Source organism: Acidobacteriota bacterium (assembly GCA_029861955.1).
GTDB lineage: Bacteria > Acidobacteriota > Polarisedimenticolia > Polarisedimenticolales > Polarisedimenticolaceae > JAOTYK01.
In genome coordinates this window covers 18,656-35,659 of sequence record JAOTYK010000012.1, presented here as the reverse complement: position 1 = coordinate 35,659, position 17,004 = coordinate 18,656, and the positions used below count along the sequence as shown (strand labels likewise).

At 62.8% G+C, this 17,004-nt stretch carries 12 protein-coding genes and 1 tRNA gene; 9 read left to right on the top strand and 4 right to left on the bottom strand.

All coding sequences use genetic code 11. The features are described from left to right. Nucleotides 1-2 precede the first annotated feature (2 nt). Both thrS and OES25_07615 read right to left on the bottom strand, forming a co-directional pair. Nucleotides 3-1,943 carry a threonine--tRNA ligase gene (thrS, locus tag OES25_07620; protein ID MDH3627510.1) on the bottom strand — a complete coding sequence of 647 codons (1,941 nt, stop codon included), beginning with the start codon at nt 1,941-1,943 and terminating at the stop codon, nt 3-5. A 35-nt stretch (nt 1,944-1,978) separates the two neighbouring features. After that, nucleotides 1,979-2,053 (bottom strand) — tRNA-Val (locus OES25_07615). Between the two features lie 226 nt (nt 2,054-2,279). Here OES25_07615 and aroF point away from each other — a divergent pair. Genes aroF through OES25_07595 form a run of 4 tightly spaced genes read left to right on the top strand, consistent with a single transcriptional unit; the run spans nt 2,280 to nt 6,278 of the window. Further along, entirely contained in the window at nt 2,280-3,140 is an 861-nt protein-coding gene (gene aroF / locus OES25_07610; protein MDH3627509.1) for a 3-deoxy-7-phosphoheptulonate synthase, read from the top strand. Further along, nucleotides 3,137-3,991 carry an MBL fold metallo-hydrolase gene (locus tag OES25_07605; protein ID MDH3627508.1) on the top strand — a complete coding sequence of 285 codons (855 nt, stop codon included), beginning with the start codon at nt 3,137-3,139 and terminating at the stop codon, nt 3,989-3,991. The genes aroF and OES25_07605 overlap by 4 nt, the downstream gene beginning before the upstream one ends. 3 nt (nt 3,992-3,994) lie before the next feature. Then, nucleotides 3,995-5,107, top strand: a complete 1,113-nt coding sequence (carA, locus tag OES25_07600) for a glutamine-hydrolyzing carbamoyl-phosphate synthase small subunit (GenBank protein ID MDH3627507.1) — start codon at nt 3,995-3,997, stop codon at nt 5,105-5,107. A gap of 25 nt (nt 5,108-5,132) precedes the next feature. Then, a complete protein-coding gene (locus OES25_07595) occupies nt 5,133-6,278 on the top strand; it encodes a hypothetical protein (GenBank protein ID MDH3627506.1) in 1,146 nt (381 codons plus the stop codon). Here OES25_07595 and radA read toward each other — a convergent pair. Then, nucleotides 6,266-7,630 carry a DNA repair protein RadA gene (gene radA, locus OES25_07590; GenBank protein ID MDH3627505.1) on the bottom strand — a complete coding sequence of 455 codons (1,365 nt, stop codon included), beginning with the start codon at nt 7,628-7,630 and terminating at the stop codon, nt 6,266-6,268. The two genes, OES25_07595 and radA, sit on opposite strands and share 13 nt — an antisense overlap. A gap of 1 nt (nt 7,631) precedes the next feature. After that, nucleotides 7,632-8,975 (bottom strand): replicative DNA helicase, encoded by a 1,344-nt coding sequence (gene dnaB / locus OES25_07585; protein ID MDH3627504.1) that lies wholly within the window; start codon nt 8,973-8,975, stop codon nt 7,632-7,634. 185 nt (nt 8,976-9,160) lie between these two features. On the opposite strand from dnaB, the gene OES25_07580 reads away from it, so the two are divergent. The 5 genes from OES25_07580 to OES25_07560 are packed head-to-tail and all read left to right on the top strand — an operon-like array spanning nt 9,161 to nt 16,990. Beyond that, nucleotides 9,161-11,344: an alkaline phosphatase family protein gene (locus OES25_07580; protein ID MDH3627503.1), complete on the top strand. Its 2,184-nt coding sequence runs from the start codon at nt 9,161-9,163 to the stop codon at nt 11,342-11,344. Nucleotides 11,345-11,346: 2 nt separating this feature from the next. Beyond that, nucleotides 11,347-12,495, top strand: a complete 1,149-nt coding sequence (locus OES25_07575) for a peptidoglycan DD-metalloendopeptidase family protein (GenBank protein MDH3627502.1) — start codon at nt 11,347-11,349, stop codon at nt 12,493-12,495. Between the two features lie 57 nt (nt 12,496-12,552). Further along, nucleotides 12,553-13,722, top strand: a complete 1,170-nt coding sequence (locus OES25_07570) for a S41 family peptidase (protein MDH3627501.1) — start codon at nt 12,553-12,555, stop codon at nt 13,720-13,722. Between the two features lie 8 nt (nt 13,723-13,730). Next, nucleotides 13,731-14,981, top strand: a complete 1,251-nt coding sequence (locus OES25_07565) for a hypothetical protein (GenBank protein MDH3627500.1) — start codon at nt 13,731-13,733, stop codon at nt 14,979-14,981. Next, a complete protein-coding gene (locus OES25_07560) occupies nt 14,978-16,990 on the top strand; it encodes a tetratricopeptide repeat protein (GenBank protein ID MDH3627499.1) in 2,013 nt (670 codons plus the stop codon). The genes OES25_07565 and OES25_07560 overlap by 4 nt, the downstream gene beginning before the upstream one ends. Nucleotides 16,991-17,004 lie beyond the last annotated feature (14 nt).

Sequence of the window (17,004 nt, the reverse complement as noted above, 5' to 3'; positions counted from 1 at the left end):
CTCTAACTCGATTTATCCGTCGTTTCGGCACCAGGCTCTTTCCATTCCAGAGCCTGGTCGATGAACGCGTCCAGGGTCGAAGAACCCTGGTCGCCCCCCTTACGCAACCTCACGGCGATGGTCTCGGCCTCCAGTTCTCGATCGCCGAGAACCAACATCACCGGTACCTTGGCCAATTGCGCCTCGCGGATTTTCGCGCCGATTTTCTCATTTCGCAAGTCGGTGCCCGCGCGGAAGCCCCGATCCTTCAATTTCCAGGCAATTGAGGCCGCGTAATCGGCGGTCCGGTCGGTGATGGCCAGCACGCGAACCTGCTCGGGAGCCAACCAGAAGGGGAATGCCCCTCCACAGTGCTCGATGAGGATCCCCAGAAACCGCTCCAGCGAGCCGAGCATCGCGCGATGGATCATCACCGGTCGTTGCAACTTGTCGTCGGCATCGTGGTAGCCCAGATCGAACCGATCCGGGAGCACGTAGTCGAGTTGGATCGTGCCCAACTGATGCTCGCGCGCGAGCGCATCCTTGACGGTGAAGTCGATCTTCGGGCCGTAGAACGCACCGTCCCCCTCGATCACCTCGAAGGGGTGCTCCTGGGCCTCGAGGGCCTGCTGCAGTGCGGCCTCCGAGCGGTCCCAGATGGCGTCGTCTCCCGCCTTCTTTTCGGGTCGTGTCGCCAGGCGAATCGACGTCTCGAAACCGAACATCCCGTAACACTCCAGGATCATGCGCGTCACCATCGCCACTTCTTCCTGGATCTGATCCTGGGTGCAGAAGTGGTGAGCGTCGTCCTGGGCGAAAGTCCGCACCCGAGTCAGGCCGGATGTCGCTCCGGAAAGCTCGTATCGATGGAGTCGGCCGAAGTCGGCGAAGCGGATCGGCAGGTCCCGGTAGGAGTGTCGCTTCTCTGCGAACATCAGGCAATGCGATGGGCAATTCATCGGTTTGACCGCGTACTCACGCTCATCCACTTCGGTGAAGTACATGTTGTCGCGGTAGTGCTCGTAGTGCCCGGACGTCTTCCAGAGTGACGCGTCGAAGATCTGCGGCGTCACGACCTCGTCGTACCCGTAGCGCCGGTAGAGGCCACGGACGTAGTCGATGAGGCCGTTGTAGACCGTCGCGCCACGGGGGTGGAAAAACGGGCTGGCAGGGGCCTCGGGATGGAACGAGAACAGGTCCAGCTCTTTGCCGAGTTTTCGATGGTCGCGTCGCCTGGCCTCTTCCAGTCGGTGCAGATGGGACGCCAACTCCTTCTTCGAGAAGAAAGCGGTCCCGTAGATCCGCTGAAGCATCTTCTCTTTCTCGCTGCCGAGCCAATAAGCGCCGGCGACAGAGAGAAGCTTGAACACGCCCAGGCGGCCGGTCGAGGGCACATGGGGCCCTCGGCAGAAATCCGTCCATTCACCCTGCTTGTAGATCGAGACCTGCTCGCCGCCCTTGGTGGTCGCGAAGTAGATCTTGTACGGCTCTTGCTCTTTCTCGAAGAACTGGATCGCCTCGTCTCGGGGCAGATCGACTCGCTCGATGGGCAGGTCTCGCTGGATGATCTCCGCGACCCGCTTCTCGATCTTCTCGAGATCGGTCTCGGTGAACGACTCCTCGCGGTCGAAGTCATAGTAGAAGCCGTTCTCGATGACCGGTCCCTGGCCAATCTTGGTCCCCGGGAACAGCTCCTGGACCGCCTGAGCCGTTGCGTGGGCCGTCGAGTGCCGCAGGACTCCAAGGGCCTCTTCGTCCCGAGCGGTGAGGATCTCGACCCGCGCGTCGTCCTGGATCGGACGGGTCAGATCGTAGAGATCCCCGTCCACCCGGGCGACGACGGCCGCCTTGCCGAGGCGGGGGCCGATCGAATTGGCCAGTTCCAGGGCCGTGCCCCCACGGGGGAGCGGCCGGACGGACCCGTCCGGCAGCGTGATCTGGATTTCGTCTGAATTCTGGGACACCGGAGACCCCACCTGCTACGCCGGACCGCCGTATTTGGTAGGCGCGGGCGGTTTCGAACCGCCGACCTCTGCCATGTCAAGGCAGCGCTCTCCCACTGAGCTACGCGCCTGAACCGAGCCATTCTGCGGACGCGGGACCCGTCTCTGATTCGAGGCCCGCGGAAAGTAGCACAGGCCCCAAACCGAGTCAATAAAAGGAGTTCCGAGCGACGTTGGGGTTCAAACGGGTTGAATTCCAGGGCCCCATTCGGATACCATCCCGTCCCGTCAACACCGACCCGTAGGGCCGACCCCGTGTGGTCTGTCCGGAGTGACGGTCACCCCAGAGGTGGATGCTTGGACCCGCAGACAGCCGCCCATGGCGACGCCCCGCGCTGGCCGCGGGTCGCCCGCAACCCATCGCGCCCGCAAACACCGATGGATGTCCTTGGACATCGGGTCGGCGGGGGAGAACTGACTCTGATCGCCGGGCCGTGTGCCGTCGAGAGCGAAGAGCAGCTCATGCCCCTGGCGCGCTCGCTGAAGGCGGCGGGGGTTCAGTGGATTCGCGGAGGCGCCTACAAGCCAAGAACCAGCCCCTACGAGTTCCAGGGGCTCGGGGTCGAGGGGTTGCGGCTCCTGGCGACCGCCCGAGACGAGTTCGGACTGGCGGTCGTCAGCGAGGCGGTCGACGAGACCTCTCTGGCGCGGGTCGAAGAGTGGGCGGACGTGATTCAGATCGGCGCGCGGAACATGCACAACTTCGAGCTGCTCAAGCGGGCCGGCCGGACGCGCAAGCCGATCTTCCTGAAGCGAGGCTTCTCGGCGCAGATGGAAGATCTTCTCTGGGCGGCGGAGTACATCGCCAATGCGGGAAATCCGGACATCCTTCTTTGTGAGCGGGGGATCCGCACGTTCTCGGACCATAGCCGTTTCACGTTGGATCTCTCGATCGTGCCACGGCTTCTCGCCGCCAGTCGTCTCCCCGTTTTTGTCGACCCCAGTCATGCCTGCGGTCGACGCGAAGACATCCATGCGCTGGCACGTGCCGCCGTGGCGGTCGGCGCCGACGGCGTCATGCTGGAAGTTCACCCCGATCCCGAGTCCGCCCGGAGCGACGGGCCTCAATCGCTGAGCCCAGATGAGTTCTTCGGAATCGCTTCGGATCTTCGTCATGTTCACGCGGCCCTCCGTAGTGGGGAAGAGGTCGCCACATGACCCGGTTCACGGTCGGCGAACTCGATGTCACGATGCTGGATGCCGGACACGTTCTGCTCGACGGTGGCGCGATGTTCGGCGTCGTTCCGAAGGTGCTCTGGGAGAGGGAGAGATCGCCGGACGACAAGAACCGGATCACTCTGGCACTGAATCTGATGCTGATCGACGATGGGAAGCAGAAAATCCTCGTCGACACGGGCGCCGGGGACAAGGCGAAAGAGAAGACAAGGTCGATCTACGGACTTTCCGGTCTGGGTGCCTCGGATCTTCTGGCCCCCGTGGGTCTTCGCCCCGACGATATCGACCTCGTGATCAACACGCACCTGCATTTCGATCACGCGGGTGGCAATACCGCCTTCGATAGCAGCGGGGAGTTGGTGCCCGCCTTTTCGAATGCACGATACGTCGTCCAGCAACGCGAGATCGATGCCGTACGCTGGGATCACCCGCGAATGAAGACGGCGTACGTCCAGGATGACTTCCGCACGCTGCTTGACGATCCCGACCGACTCCAGGTCGTCGAAGGGCCTCACGATCTGGGGAATGGAATCGAACTCGTTCCGGCGCCGGGGCACACCCAGGGCAGCCAGCGAGTGGATCTCCGCGAAGGCAACGCGCGTTGGTCCTATGTCGCGGACCTGATTCCCACTGCCAGCCATCTCCGCCCCAACTACGTCATGTCATTCGATGTGGAGCCGTTGATCACGATCGAAACCAAGATGGCGCTGGTCGCAGAGGCCGCACGAGAGAACTGGAAAATCATTTTCGAGCACGATACGGATTACACCGTCATCACGCTTGAGGAAACCGCCAATGGCGTGCGGCCGCTGCCGGTCGATCTGGAGTCCTGATTCGTGGAAGCGAAACTCGCACTGGAAGACGGACGGATATTTCGCGGGCGGGCGTTCGGTGCCGTGGGTGAAGTGACCGGTGAAATCGTATTCAACACCTCGATGACGGGCTATCAGGAGGTGCTGACCGACCCGTCGTATCACGGGCAGATCGTCGCCATGACCTGTCCCGAGATCGGCAACTACGGCACCAACGTCCAGGATCAAGAGTCCGACGACGCCCATGTCGAAGGATTCGTGGTTCGAGAAGTTTCCGTCCTGCCTTCGAACTGGCGGGCCAATCAGGGTCTGCCCCAGTACCTCCGTGAACGCGGGATTCCCGGCATCAGCGAGATCGATACCCGTGCACTGACACGACACATCCGCAGTCGCGGTGCGATGCGTGCGGTCCTGTCCTCGGTGGTTCGTGACGAAGCCTCGCTGGTCAAGCGTGCACAGGAGTCGCCGCATCTTCACGATCAGGATCTGGTCCAGGACGTGACCTGCGATCGGGTGGTCGATTGGGCGGAGCCCAGGCCGACCCGCTGGCGAACGGCACTCGACGACGGCGGGGTCCGCCGACGCTGTGTCGCGTTCGACTTCGGCATCAAACGGAACATCCTGCGTCTGCTCCACGAGCACGGGTTTGACGTGTCGGTGGTTCCCGCATCCACGAGTCACGAGGATGTGCTCGGACTGAAACCCGACGTTCTATTTCTCTCGAACGGGCCGGGCGATCCGGCGGTACCCGACTACGCGATCCGCACGGTAAGTGAGTTGATCGGCAAGGTCCCGCTGTTCGGAATCTGTCTGGGGCACCAAATCGCGGCGCTGGCCATGGGGGCGACGACGTTCAAGCTGAAGTTTGGACATCGCGGTGCGAACCACCCGGTTCAGGATCTGAGGACCGGTCGCGTCGCGGTGACCTCTCAGAATCATGGGTATGCGGTGGACCCCGATTCGCTTCCAAAGGATGTCGAGGTGACGCACATCAACCTGAATGATCAGACATGTGAGGGGTATCGGTCCGAAGAACGACGCGTGTTCGCGGTGCAGTATCACCCCGAATCCTCACCGGGTCCTCACGATTCCATTGACCTGTTCGGAGAATTCCGGGCGATGGTTTCCGGCGGCTGAACCCGCAACGAAGGGAAAGGAAACGATGACCGACTGGAAGTCTTCACTGCGGTCCGATCCGATGCCGTGGTTGCTGGAAACGGCGTGTGCGCCGATCCGCTACCGAGTCTTGACCGAGCTCATGGAGTTGGGCCGGGACGATCCGGAAGTTCAAAAGGTTCGTCTGGAGGTGCAGGACTACGCTCCTGCGCTGCAATTGCAACGGGTCCAGCGCAAGGACGGCAGCTGGGGTGGACACGTTTCGGCAGGGGATCCACGCAAGTACCAGGCGTCCATCGAGAATTCGTTGTACCGGCTCTACGAATACGGCTGGGATCGGGAGAGCAAGCCGGTCAAGGCCGCGGCGAAGACGTTGCGCACGTTCCTGACCAAGAAAAAGGACCTGAAGTTCTTCGAGTTCAGCAAGCTCGTCAAGGCGGACGAAAAGCGGAATCGATACTACCGCTGGTTTCTTCGGATCCTGTCGATCGAACTGCTGGTGCGCGGAGGCTACCTCGACAGCAAGAACCAGCACCTGGTCATGGAGATGCTGGATCGAACCTCGGCTTTTGTCGACAGCCCGGTATCCCGCAACCCGGTGGAAGAGATCGGCGCGGCGATCCCGCTCATCCGTCCGCAGGCCTGGCAGGACGGCTACACGTTCATGCCGGATATCTACCTGTTGCGCATGTTCGCGTTCTCGCCGTGGCTACTCAACAGTCAGGCCGCACGGATGCGGCTGAAGAAGATCTTCGATTACGTCGTCTCTCCGACCTATCAGGATCTGGCGCCCGAACTCGGCCTGGTCCGCACCGACAAGGGGTCCTTCGCAAGATCGCATGGTCTCGCGGTGTTGCCGGCCGAGCACTACCTGAAGAAGGGTCACCTCGACGAGCTCATGATCTTGCTCGAGATCTTCTCGCGGCTGGGGCTGATCAATCGCTACCCGATCCTGATGTCCCAGTTCGAGTGGCTGGTCTCCCAGCAGGGCAAGGATGGACACTGGAACTTCTCGACGAAGCTGATCAATGACTCCAGTCGTTGGACCCAACTGCTTCGCGTGGAGAAGGACTGGCGCAGCCCGAACCGGAAAGAGGCGGACATGACCTTCCGCATGCTGCTGATCATGAAGAACCAGTGGGAACGTCAGGTCACAATGCTCGGTCGTCGCGACGACGGTTATCCGATCTGATCGACTACCGCCGGTCGCAAGGTCTTCAACGCATCGCCGATCCGCTCGCAATGAACGCAGTGGATATCCGATGGCGGCGAGCCGCCTGTGGAGACCGCAGGTAGGATCGCCTGTCGGAAACCCATGCGTGCGGCCTCTTTCAAGCGCAGTTCAACCTGCGGAACGTCGCGAAGTTCGCCCGTGAGCCCGATCTCACCGAAGAGAACCGCGTCATCCGGAAGCGGACGATCCGAGACGCTGGAGACGAGGGCGGCGGCGACCGCCAGGTCGCTGGCTGGGTCCTTGAGGCTAAGTCCACCCGTTACGTTGACGAAGACATCGCGATCGGACAGCGAGATTCTGGCGGATCGCTCCAGGACCGCCAGGATCATGGCAAGTCGTCCGGCGTCTACGCCTAGCGCAGTTCGACGTGGCAGGCCGGGGCGCGCCTCACCGACGAGCGCCTGAACCTCGACGAGGAGCGCTCGCTGCCCCTCGACGGCCGCCATGACCACGGAGCCGGCCGTCCCGGTCGTGCGCTCGGAAAGAAATCGCTCGCTTGGATTGGAGACCTCCGCCAGACCCGAAGCCGCCATCCGATAGACACCCAGTTCGTCGGTAGGACCGAAACGGTTCTTGAGGCCACGGAGCAGACGATGCTCGCGGCGGCGATCACCCTCGAACTGTAGGACGCAATCGACGAGGTGCTCCAGGGTGCGGGGGCCGGCGATCGCTCCGTCCTTCGTCACGTGACCGACGAGCACCAGGACGTGACCCCGTTCCTTCGCGTTGTCGACCAGGCGTCCGGCAGAGTGGCGAACCTGTTGAACGGATCCGGGAATCCCGCTGCTCTCCGCCGAGCGCAGGGTCTGAATCGAATCGGCGATGACGACCGTCGGGTGCACCTGCCCGATGGCTACTTCGATCGCCTCGACACGGCTCTCGCACATCACGTGTAGATCGGCAGAGCTGACCCCCAGGCGTTGCCCGCGCAGGCGAATCTGAGAGATCGACTCCTCGCCGGACGCGTAGAGGACCGGCAGGCCTCTTCTAGAGAGAGCCGCAGCAGCCTGCAACAGCAACGTGCTCTTGCCGATACCGGGCTCTCCGCCCACCAGAACTGCGGAGCCCCGGACCAATCCGCCACCCAGAACGCGATCGAACTCGTCGAGTCCGGTCGGGATTCGATCCTCGACAGGAGTGTCGATCTCGGTGAAGGCCTGGGTGACGACGTTGTCGACGGTCGAATCGGGAGAGGTGGAGTCCATCGATTCCCGAATCGTGTCCCACGAGTCGCACTCGGGACACCGACCCAGCCACTTTGCGGTCCGGTACGAACAAGATTCGCAAACGAAACCCGGACGCCGCGGCATGTCAGAACTCCCGATACTCGGGATTCACGAATCTCGTGAACTGGCGAATGAAGTTCAGATGCACGGTGCCCGTGGGCCCGTTGCGTTGCTTGCCGATGATCAGCTCAGCCTTGCCCTCGAGGTTGGGGTCCTCCTTGTTGTAGACCTCCTCGCGGAAAAGAAACATCACGACGTCGGCGTCCTGCTCGATGGCACCGGACTCGCGCAGGTCGGAGAGTTGCGGTCGATGATCGCCGCTGCGTTGTTCCGGCGCGCGGGATAACTGCGACAACGCAAGCATCGGCGTGTTCAGTTCCTTCGCCAGCTCCTTGAGCGATCGGGAGATGTCCGAGATTTCCTGCTGTCGGCTGGTGTACCTACCGCTGCCCTGCATGAGCTGCAGGTAGTCGACGACGATCATGTCGAGGCCGTGCTCTCGCGCAAGGCGGCGGGACTTGGCTCGCATCTCCATGATCGAGACACCGGGGCTGTCGTCGATGAAGATCGGCAATTCCGAAAGGCGTCCGTAAACGCTGATCAGTTTCTGCCATTGAACTTCGTTGATCCGACCCGTTCGAAGACGATGCGCATCGATCTGCCCCTCCGAACAGAGCATTCGCAGGAACAGCTGTTGGTGGGACATCTCGAGGGAGAAGATCCCGACCCGCTTGCCGTGCTGGGTCGCCGCGTGGAGGGCCATGTTGATGGCCAGGGCGGTCTTTCCCATCGATGGGCGGGCGGCGAGGATGACCAGATCCGAATTCTGTAGACCCGAGGTCATCTCATCAAGCTGGGGGTATCCGGTCGCCACGCCGGTGATCAACTCTTGTCGTTCGGTCAGCTCCTCGATCCATCGCAGGCTCTCTTCGGCCGCGACGCGGAGCGGCACAAAGCCGCTACCAAGACGGTTCTCCGAGACCTGGAAGATCGCCTTCTCTGCCTCGTCGACCAGCTCGTCGGTTGTGGCTGTCGGTTGGACGGCAGAGCTGAGGATCGCCTGCGTGGTGCGAATGAGATCGCGCAGGACGGATTTCTCACGAACGATCCGCGCGTAGTGTTCGACGTGGGCGGAGCGCGGGATGCCGTCCATCAGCGACGCGAGGTAGGCCGGGCCTCCACACTCCTGCAGTTCCTGTCGACGCTCCAGTTCGTCCTTCAGGACAACGATGTCCGGCGCCGAGCCGGCTTCGATCATCGTCTCGAGGGCGCTGAAGATCTTCTGGTGACGAAGTGAGTAGAACGAAGCGCCGCTGATCAGTTCGCGGGCCTTGTCGTACTGGGCGGCGTCCAGCAGGATCGCGCCGAGTAGCGACCGCTCCGCTTCATCGGCATGCGGTAGAGTCTCGACGACGCTTGACGGGGACATAACCGACGACTCACCCGAAGAAGATTGTTGGACAGAATGACCGCGAAGGGAGGCATCGTATCACAGCGCCGAGGCGGCGATGTGCCGCAAAGGGTCCTCGGTGTTAACCTCTTTGACGCTGAGAATTTTGAGAGGGTGTGACTGTGAGAATTCGATGGTGGGTCGGAGTTACGGTATTTCTCTTGATGGTGAGCGGCCCGCTGTTCAGCGCGGACGCGCCTTCGAAGGTCGTCGTGATCGGCTTCGATGGTGCCGACGCCGCGCTGGTTGAGCAATGGATGGATGCCGGAGAACTCCCCAACCTCGCCCGCCTGCGAGACGAGGGCAGCTACTCCCCGTTACTTCCCACCAATCCACCACAGACACCGGTCTCCTGGTCGTCGTTCGCGACCGGTCTCGATCCGGGTGGAACTGCGATCTTCGATTTTCTCAAGCGAAATCCCGATGACTACCTGCCGGACTTCGCGATGAACAGCGAGACAAGAAAGACGTTTCTCTTTGGCGAAGACAACGCGCTCTATCTCGGCGCCATGGGGGGCGTCGCTGTCGCGATATTGGTTCTCATCGTTGCGATGCTGCTGCGTAAACGAAAGATGGGCCTCGTCGTTGCGGTCGTCCTAGGTGTCGCTGCGGGGATCGGGCTGGGTGCCGTGTCGCGGACCTACCTACCCAGGGAGGTCCCGACGGCGATCAACAATCGACAGGGCGACACGTTCTGGAAGCTGGCGTCCGATGCGGGCAAGCGAGCCACGATCATCCGTGTCCCGGCTACGTTTCCCGCCGATCCTCTCGACGATGGGGCGATGCTCTCAGGTCTCGGTGTTCCGGATATGCGCGGTCGCATCGGGACGCCCTCGTTTTACACCTCCGATCGTCGCTACGACCCCGGTGATAACGAGTTCAGTCTCGAGTTGATCGCGTTACCCGCCCGAAGAGGATCGATCGAGACGCGGTTGGTGGGACCGCTGAACAAGCCGTTCTACGAGTACGAGGTGGACCGCATGACGGCCGCGGCGTCTCCCGAGGAATTGTCGGACGCCCGTCGGGACGCGCGGCTCGAGTTGGACGATAGGGGAATCAAGAGTCGTCTGGACCTACCGCTAACCATCGAGGCCACGGATTCGACGGTCACGGTGGAACTGGGCGGTAGACGGGAGACGCTGCAGGTCGGCGAGTGGAGTGAATGGTTCGAGCTGGACTTTCCCGTCAATGCGCTGGTGGATCGGTTGTCGCCGTTGACGGGTCTTGGAAAATTCAAGCTGCTCCAGCTCGAACCGGAGTTGGAGCTGTACTTCAGCCCATTGAACTTTCATCCGGACTGTCACGCGATCGAGTTTGCGTCTCCGCCGTCCTTCTCGGAGGATTTGCACGACCGCTACGGTCTCTACAAGACGATCGGTTGGGCCCTGGACACCTGGTCGTTGCCTTCGGGTTTCGGGGACGAGGCGTTGTTCCTCGAGGATATGGAGCAGACGGTTACACAGTACGAAAAGATGATGGAAGGCATGTTGGCCAGCCGTGATCAGGATCTCTACGTGCAGATCTTCAACTTCACGGACCGGATCGGTCATCTCTTCTGGCAGTTCATGGATCCCGGCCACCCGTTGTTCGACCCGGTTCGTTCGGAGCGATGGCGCGGTGAGATGTTGAAGGCTTACAAGCGGATGGACGACATCGTCGGGCGTGCCCGGGAGCTGGCCGGCGACGAGGCGCTGTTCATCGTCTGCTCGGATCACGGCTTCTCCACGTTTCGTCGTGGCGTGAACTACAACAACTGGCTCGTCGATCAGGGGCTGCTCGTTCTCAAGGATCAGCCGACGGACAAGGCGACGCTGGAGAAGCTCTTCGAGACCCGCGACCTCTTTACACATGTCGACTGGGATCAGACGAAGGCCTACGCGCTGGGGTTGGGGAGTATCTACATCAATCGCGTGGGTCGCGAGAGGAACGGGACGGTCCTCCCCGGGCCGGAATACGACGCGGTCGTCCAGCAAATCAAGGAGGGTCTGGAGGGCCTCGTCGACGAGGCCACAGGCCTGAAACCCGTCGCAAACGTCTGGACGCGCGAGGAGATGTATGGCGATTTCGATCCCCGTCTGATTCCCGATCTGCGGGTGAGCAACACTGAGGGCTACCGGGTGTCGTGGCAGACAAGCCTGGGTGGTTTCGGCGCCGAACTGATCGAGGACAACACCAAGGCCTGGTCGGGAGATCACTGCTCGCTGGAGCCGGAGTTGGTCCAGGGGATTCTCTTTTCGAATCGTCCGCTTCGGCTCGATTCACCCACCATGGTGGATCTGATGCCGACGATCCTGGAAGCCCTGGGAGTTGCCGCGCCGGCCAACATCGACGGCGAGTCGATGTTGTAACGATGGGGCCCCGAGTTGCGGCGTTGCTCATCGGTGTCTGGCTGGGAGTCCTCCCGGTGGTCGTCGACGCATCCTCGGATTCGACCGCCCGACTCGAGCAGCTACGTCAGCAGATCCAACGCCTGGAACTGGAGCTCGAGCGTCTCAAGCGCGACGAGCGGGGCATCCTGGGCAAATTGGAGCGACTGAGCGCAGAGATACAGCTCCGCGAAGTCGAACAGCAGGCGGTCAAGCTCGAGGTTGACTCGGTTCGGGAATCGATCGCCGGGCAGTCGGCGTCGTTGGCAACGCTTCGCGAGGCCCAGGAACAACGTCGAACGTACCTCCAGTTTCGGCTTCGCGAACAATACAAGGCCGGCGAGAACCACTGGCTGCGAAGACACCTGGACGACAGCGGTTCGTCCACCGGCGGCGAGGGCATCCGCTACGCATCGTTCCTCAGCTCCCGCGATGCGCGAATCCTCAGCGAGTATCGAGAGTCCGAAGCCACGATCGAGGTCGAGCGCAAGAAGCTGTTGGGTCAGGAGCAGGAACTCGGTCGCGTGTCCAGCGAACTGGTCAACGCGCGCAAGCGTCTGCGCAACGCCCGCTCGCTTCATACGACGCGCCTCGAGTCGATTCGCACCGATAGTCGACGACGTGAAACGGCCCTCGCGGAACTGCGCACGGCGGCGGACGATCTTGGAGACTGGGTGGGAGGCTTTCAGGAGCAGGGGCGCCGGCCTGCCGGGGCTGCCGGGCTGGACGTCCGAAAGTTCAAGGGGCTGCTGGACTGGCCGGGACGCGGCAAGGTCAGCTCCGGGTTCGGAACCCAGATCCATCCGCGATTCAAGACCCGCGTCCCGCATCCCGGGTTGGATATCGAGGGGAGTTTCGGCAGCCCGATCCATTCCGTCTTCGAAGGCGAGGTGGTCTTCGCCGCATGGATGCGTGGGTACGGCCTCACGGCGATCGTCGATCATGGTAGCGAGGTCCTCTCGATCTACGCCCATGCCTCGGCGTTGCTGGTCGAGTCCGGGGAACGTGTCGATGCGGGACAGCGAATCGGCCTCGTGGGGGACAGCGGCTCGTTGCGAGGCAGTTTTCTCTATTTCGAGCTTCGCGAGGTGGGAAAGCCGGTGGATCCCGCCCGTTGGTTGCGTCCCCGATAAAGCACGCTTGCATCGTCGGTTGGGCGGGGGTAGCTTGAACCTCCAAGGGAGTTTTTCATGCGACCAGGCCGGGTGACACTATTGAGCGTTTCCACATTGTTGACGCTCGTGCTCGTCGGCGGCGGGTTCTTCCTTCAGGTCGGAGCCGGCGAGTCCTCGTATCGTCAGGCCGTACTGTTCGCGGAAGTCCTCTCGTTGGTCATGGAAAATTACGTCGATCCTCTGGATTCCGACGAGGCCCTCCGCGGAGCGTACGAGGGCATGCTCTCGGGTCTGGATCCCCAGGGCGCATTTCTCTCGGCGGAAGAGGTGGAAGCCTGGAAGGCCACCACTATGGGGGATGCCGACCCGGGATTCACGCTCCTCAAGTCCGGACGCAGCATGCAAGTCGTCGCTTTGCGCGCCGAATCCGCAGCAGCGGAGGCCGGCATCGAACTCGGCGACCAGCTACGTAGCATCGATGGCCTGCCGGTCCGGAACCTGTCCCTGGCCCAGGCGCGTCGCGCGCTCTCGGGCGAGAGCGGGACGGATGTCGTGGTCGAGATCGTCGATCCCGGTGAGGGCTTCCAGCGCAACGAGCTTGTGCTGCAACGGCGTATTCCCAGCGAGCCCGCCTATCGCGTCGAGGTCGTGGAAGGCATCGCCGTTCTAGAGATCGACGACCTCTCCAGGATCGATATGAAGCAGTTGGCCGACGAACTCGGTAACGTGGGTTCCCGTGGTGTCTCCGAGCTGCTTGTCGATCTGCGAAACGTCGCCGAGGACGTCACCCGTGACGTCGCGGTTGTCGGTCGCTGGTTCGGCAAGAAGACTCTCCTGCGTCTTCGCGAACCCTCCGGGCGTCAACTCGAAACCGTCCAGGGGACACGAGGTCCGGCCATCTGGGAGGGGCGCGTTGCGGTGCTCGTCAATTCGGCAACGGCCGGTGCGGCCGAAGCGTTCACGGTCCTCCTGCGAGACTACGCGGAGGCCACGGTCTACGGCGAGAAGACATATGGACTTGGGTCCGAGGCGCGACTGTTCGAGCTGGAGTCCGGTGTCGGACTGCTGGTCTCTGCGGCGGTCTGGGAGACCGAGGCCGGGTCCCGCTGGTACGAGAGCGGGGTGCGCCCGGACGTTGAGGTCTCCGGTGAAGGCGAGAACTACATCGGCATCCAGGGCGACCAGCTTCAACAGGTCCTGAATCGGATCAAGGAAGACGCGAACGCCGACGACCCGCCGGCCTGAATCGCGCAGTGACCCATTCGCCCCTCGCGTGGCTGGCCGGCATCGACGATCAGCTCCGACACGGCGTCCGTCTCGACGGTCCAGACCGCGAACGGTTCCAGGATCTTGTTCGTGACGCTTCGTTGCGCTCCGCGTTCGAGGCGTTGCGTGAGGACGACCAGCCCGGTCGTCGATCCACGCTTCGCGCGCTACTGATCGCGGCGATCCGCGATGGATGCGAAGAGCCCTTCTTGGTTCGCGAGCGTTCGATCGTTGAGACCGCGGCCCCGAAGCTTGACGTCGAGAGTTGCATGCTGCTTCCCGCGGCATCGGAGGCGCGCACGCGTGGGCTGCGGGATTGGTCTCGGCTTTACCGAGACCTCGAACCGATCATCCATGATCGATTCCAGTGGATCGACCAGCGTTGTCGCGACTGGGGACTGGCGGGTCGTCAGGCCGCGTTCGCCCATGTCGAGGGTCCCGCCGACGCCCTTCCGCTGGAACACTACGAACGGGAGATGCTGGAGCCCCTCGATGATCGGGTCCAGGCCTGTCTGAGGGATCGGCAGAATCTCCGCTGGCCCGGTCACCTGGTCGAACGTCTGCCATCGTCTGCGATCGACCGTGGCGTCGATCGCTGGCATGGGTTCGGGCCGGCCGCAGGTCCATCACGGTTTGGAGGGCCGACCGGCCTGCGCGACTCGTTGGGTTCCATCGGCGTGGCCCGACGCGATCGATTCGTCCGAGAGGAGGTCGGTGTGGCCGAGGCGCGCTGGGGCGACCCCGCGTTTCGGCAAGGCGCCCGCACGCTTCACGCGCGACTGGCCATCAATCCGGATTGGCTTGCCGAGTACGGAATCCGGGTCGATCGCTCACTGGCCGACGGACTGCTGATGGGCGAGCTGCTGGCGCCCCGTATCGCCTGGGCCTACGTTTCGGGGGAACGGGACGAGGCATGGAAACGGGCAACCGGGGAGGACGCCACCATCGCGGACCGCATGACCATGGACGGGATCGAGTCCCCGGGGCTATCGCTCCTCCGGGGGATGGCATATGGCCTCCTGCTGGAGGAGAGGCTGCTGAGTCGATTCGGCTGGGGCTGGTACCGGTCTCCTGCCGGAATCCGTTGGTTGAAAGAGATCTGGGACGGCGAACGGGGGCAGTCGGCAGAACGCATGGCCGCAGACGCGGGCATCGGTACAATAGATGGGACCCCGATTCTCGATCGGAGTCTGCAGTCCCTCGATATCGAGGTTCGAAGACGGATGGAGACTTCATGAACGATTCGCTTCCCTCTATTCGACGGTTCCGTGCCGTGGCTCTGGCTCTCGTGATCGGCAGCCTGGCGCTCTCGCTCGCCGGCTGGACCTCCGCTCAGGCTTCCGGGCCGGACGCGCGGACCCCGAAGACCGAAACGGAGCAGCGAGGTGACGCCTACGCACACCTGATGCGGGCGGTATTCGCCGCCCGTAGCGGGGACACTCGAAAGGCGGCCCACGAGATTCGGTCCGCGATCGCCGCGCAACCCGACGAGGTGGGTGTCCACGTCCAGGGTGCCGAACTCATGCTCTGGATGGGACGCCGCCAGGACGCGGAAGAGTTGGCCCGCGTTGCGCTCGAGATGGATGGAGAATCCGCAGAGACGCTTCTGTTCCTTGGTGACTTTCATGCGATGCAAGCCCTCGGCGGGTCGCGACCGGATCCGGAGAGCCGTCGCAAGGCCCTGGCTTTCTACAGTAAATTGATCGAGCGTGATCTCGATGACGACGACGTCCTCCGCCGCACTGCCGGGCTGCATCTCCAGGCCGGCGAGGTCGAGGGCGCCATCGCGACCTTCGATCGACTCCTGGCCCGACGACCGGGCGATCGTAGTGCGACCATCTCCCTGGTTCGGCTCTACCTGGATGACGCACGCGAACCGGAGGCGTTGCGGACATCGTTAAACTACCTGGCCAGTTATCCCGACGACGTGGGGCTCCTGCAGTTGGCCGCCCAGCTCTCCAGCAAGCTGTCTGCCTGGAGCGATGTGGTGGAGATCCTCGGGGCCGGCGCCCTCTCGGAAAAGCGGGCGTCGCTCTCGCATGCCCTTTACGGCGAAGCGCTGCTCAAGCTCGGTCGTGACGCGGAGGGAACGGCGGCTCTGGAGCTTGCGGTGAAGGCCCGCCCCGGAGACTCGGGGCTACGCTACAACCTGGCGCGGATGTACCGCGAGATGGGTCGTCTGGGAGACGCCGCGGACGAGGCCCGCGAGCTGGCTGCAGAGATTCAGGCCGAGCCGGACGCACAGGTCCTCCTGGGTGAGATCTTGACCGATCAGGGTGATATGGAAGGAGCCATCCGAGCGTTCTCCACGGGGCTGGAGTTGGTCGTCGCCGACGATCGCCCGGAGGAGTCCGGCTACCGCGACGCGATCCGACGACGGATCGTCCGATTGCTCTTGGCCCGTGAGGATCTTGCGCAGGTTCCCGAGATCCTCGGTCAACTCGAGGAGGCGGAGGGCGTCGAGTCGCTGGACCTGCGTGCCCGCGCGGCCGTCGCCAGGAAAAGTTGGGACGAAGTCGGGCATCTCGTCCGCTGGCTCCGTGAGCAGGAGCGACCGGGTCTTGCCGACTATCACGAAGCCTCGATGATGATCGAACGAGAGCGCTGGGACGAGGCCGAGACGCTCGTGGCGGCCGCCATCGAGAACGAAGGCCGATTCGCCCGTGTCCAGTTGGCGGAGCGTTACGCGGCGATCGGCAAGCGGAAGCTGGCCGAGCGACTGTATCGAGACGGCGTGGAGCAGGACACCGAAGACGCCGCTTCTCACTACTACTTCGGCGACTACCTCTACCGTCAGGGCCGATTCGACGAGTCCGAGACCCACATGCGGGAGGCGTTTCGTCTGGACCCACAGCACGGACCCTCGTTGAATTTCCTCGGCTACAGCCTCGCGGAGCGAAAGGAGCGCCTCGAGGAGGCGCTCATGCTGGTCCAGCGGGCGCTGGACGTGGACTCCAGCAACGGAGCCTATCTCGACTCCCTCGGATGGGTCTATTTCCAGATGGAACGTTACGCCGCGGCCCGGGAACCTCTCGAGCGGGCCACGCGCGAGTTGCCAAAAGATGTGACGATCCTGGATCATCTAGGTGATCTCTACGATCGAATCGGTGAAAACGAGCAGGCGGTGGCAACGTGGCGACGAGCCTTGACGATGGGCGACGAGGAGCAACGGGAATCGCTCGAGCGAAAGATCGAGTCTGCCATCCGTGCGACCGGCAAGACCGTCGCCGACGTACCCATCGACTGAGGTCGATCGGACTG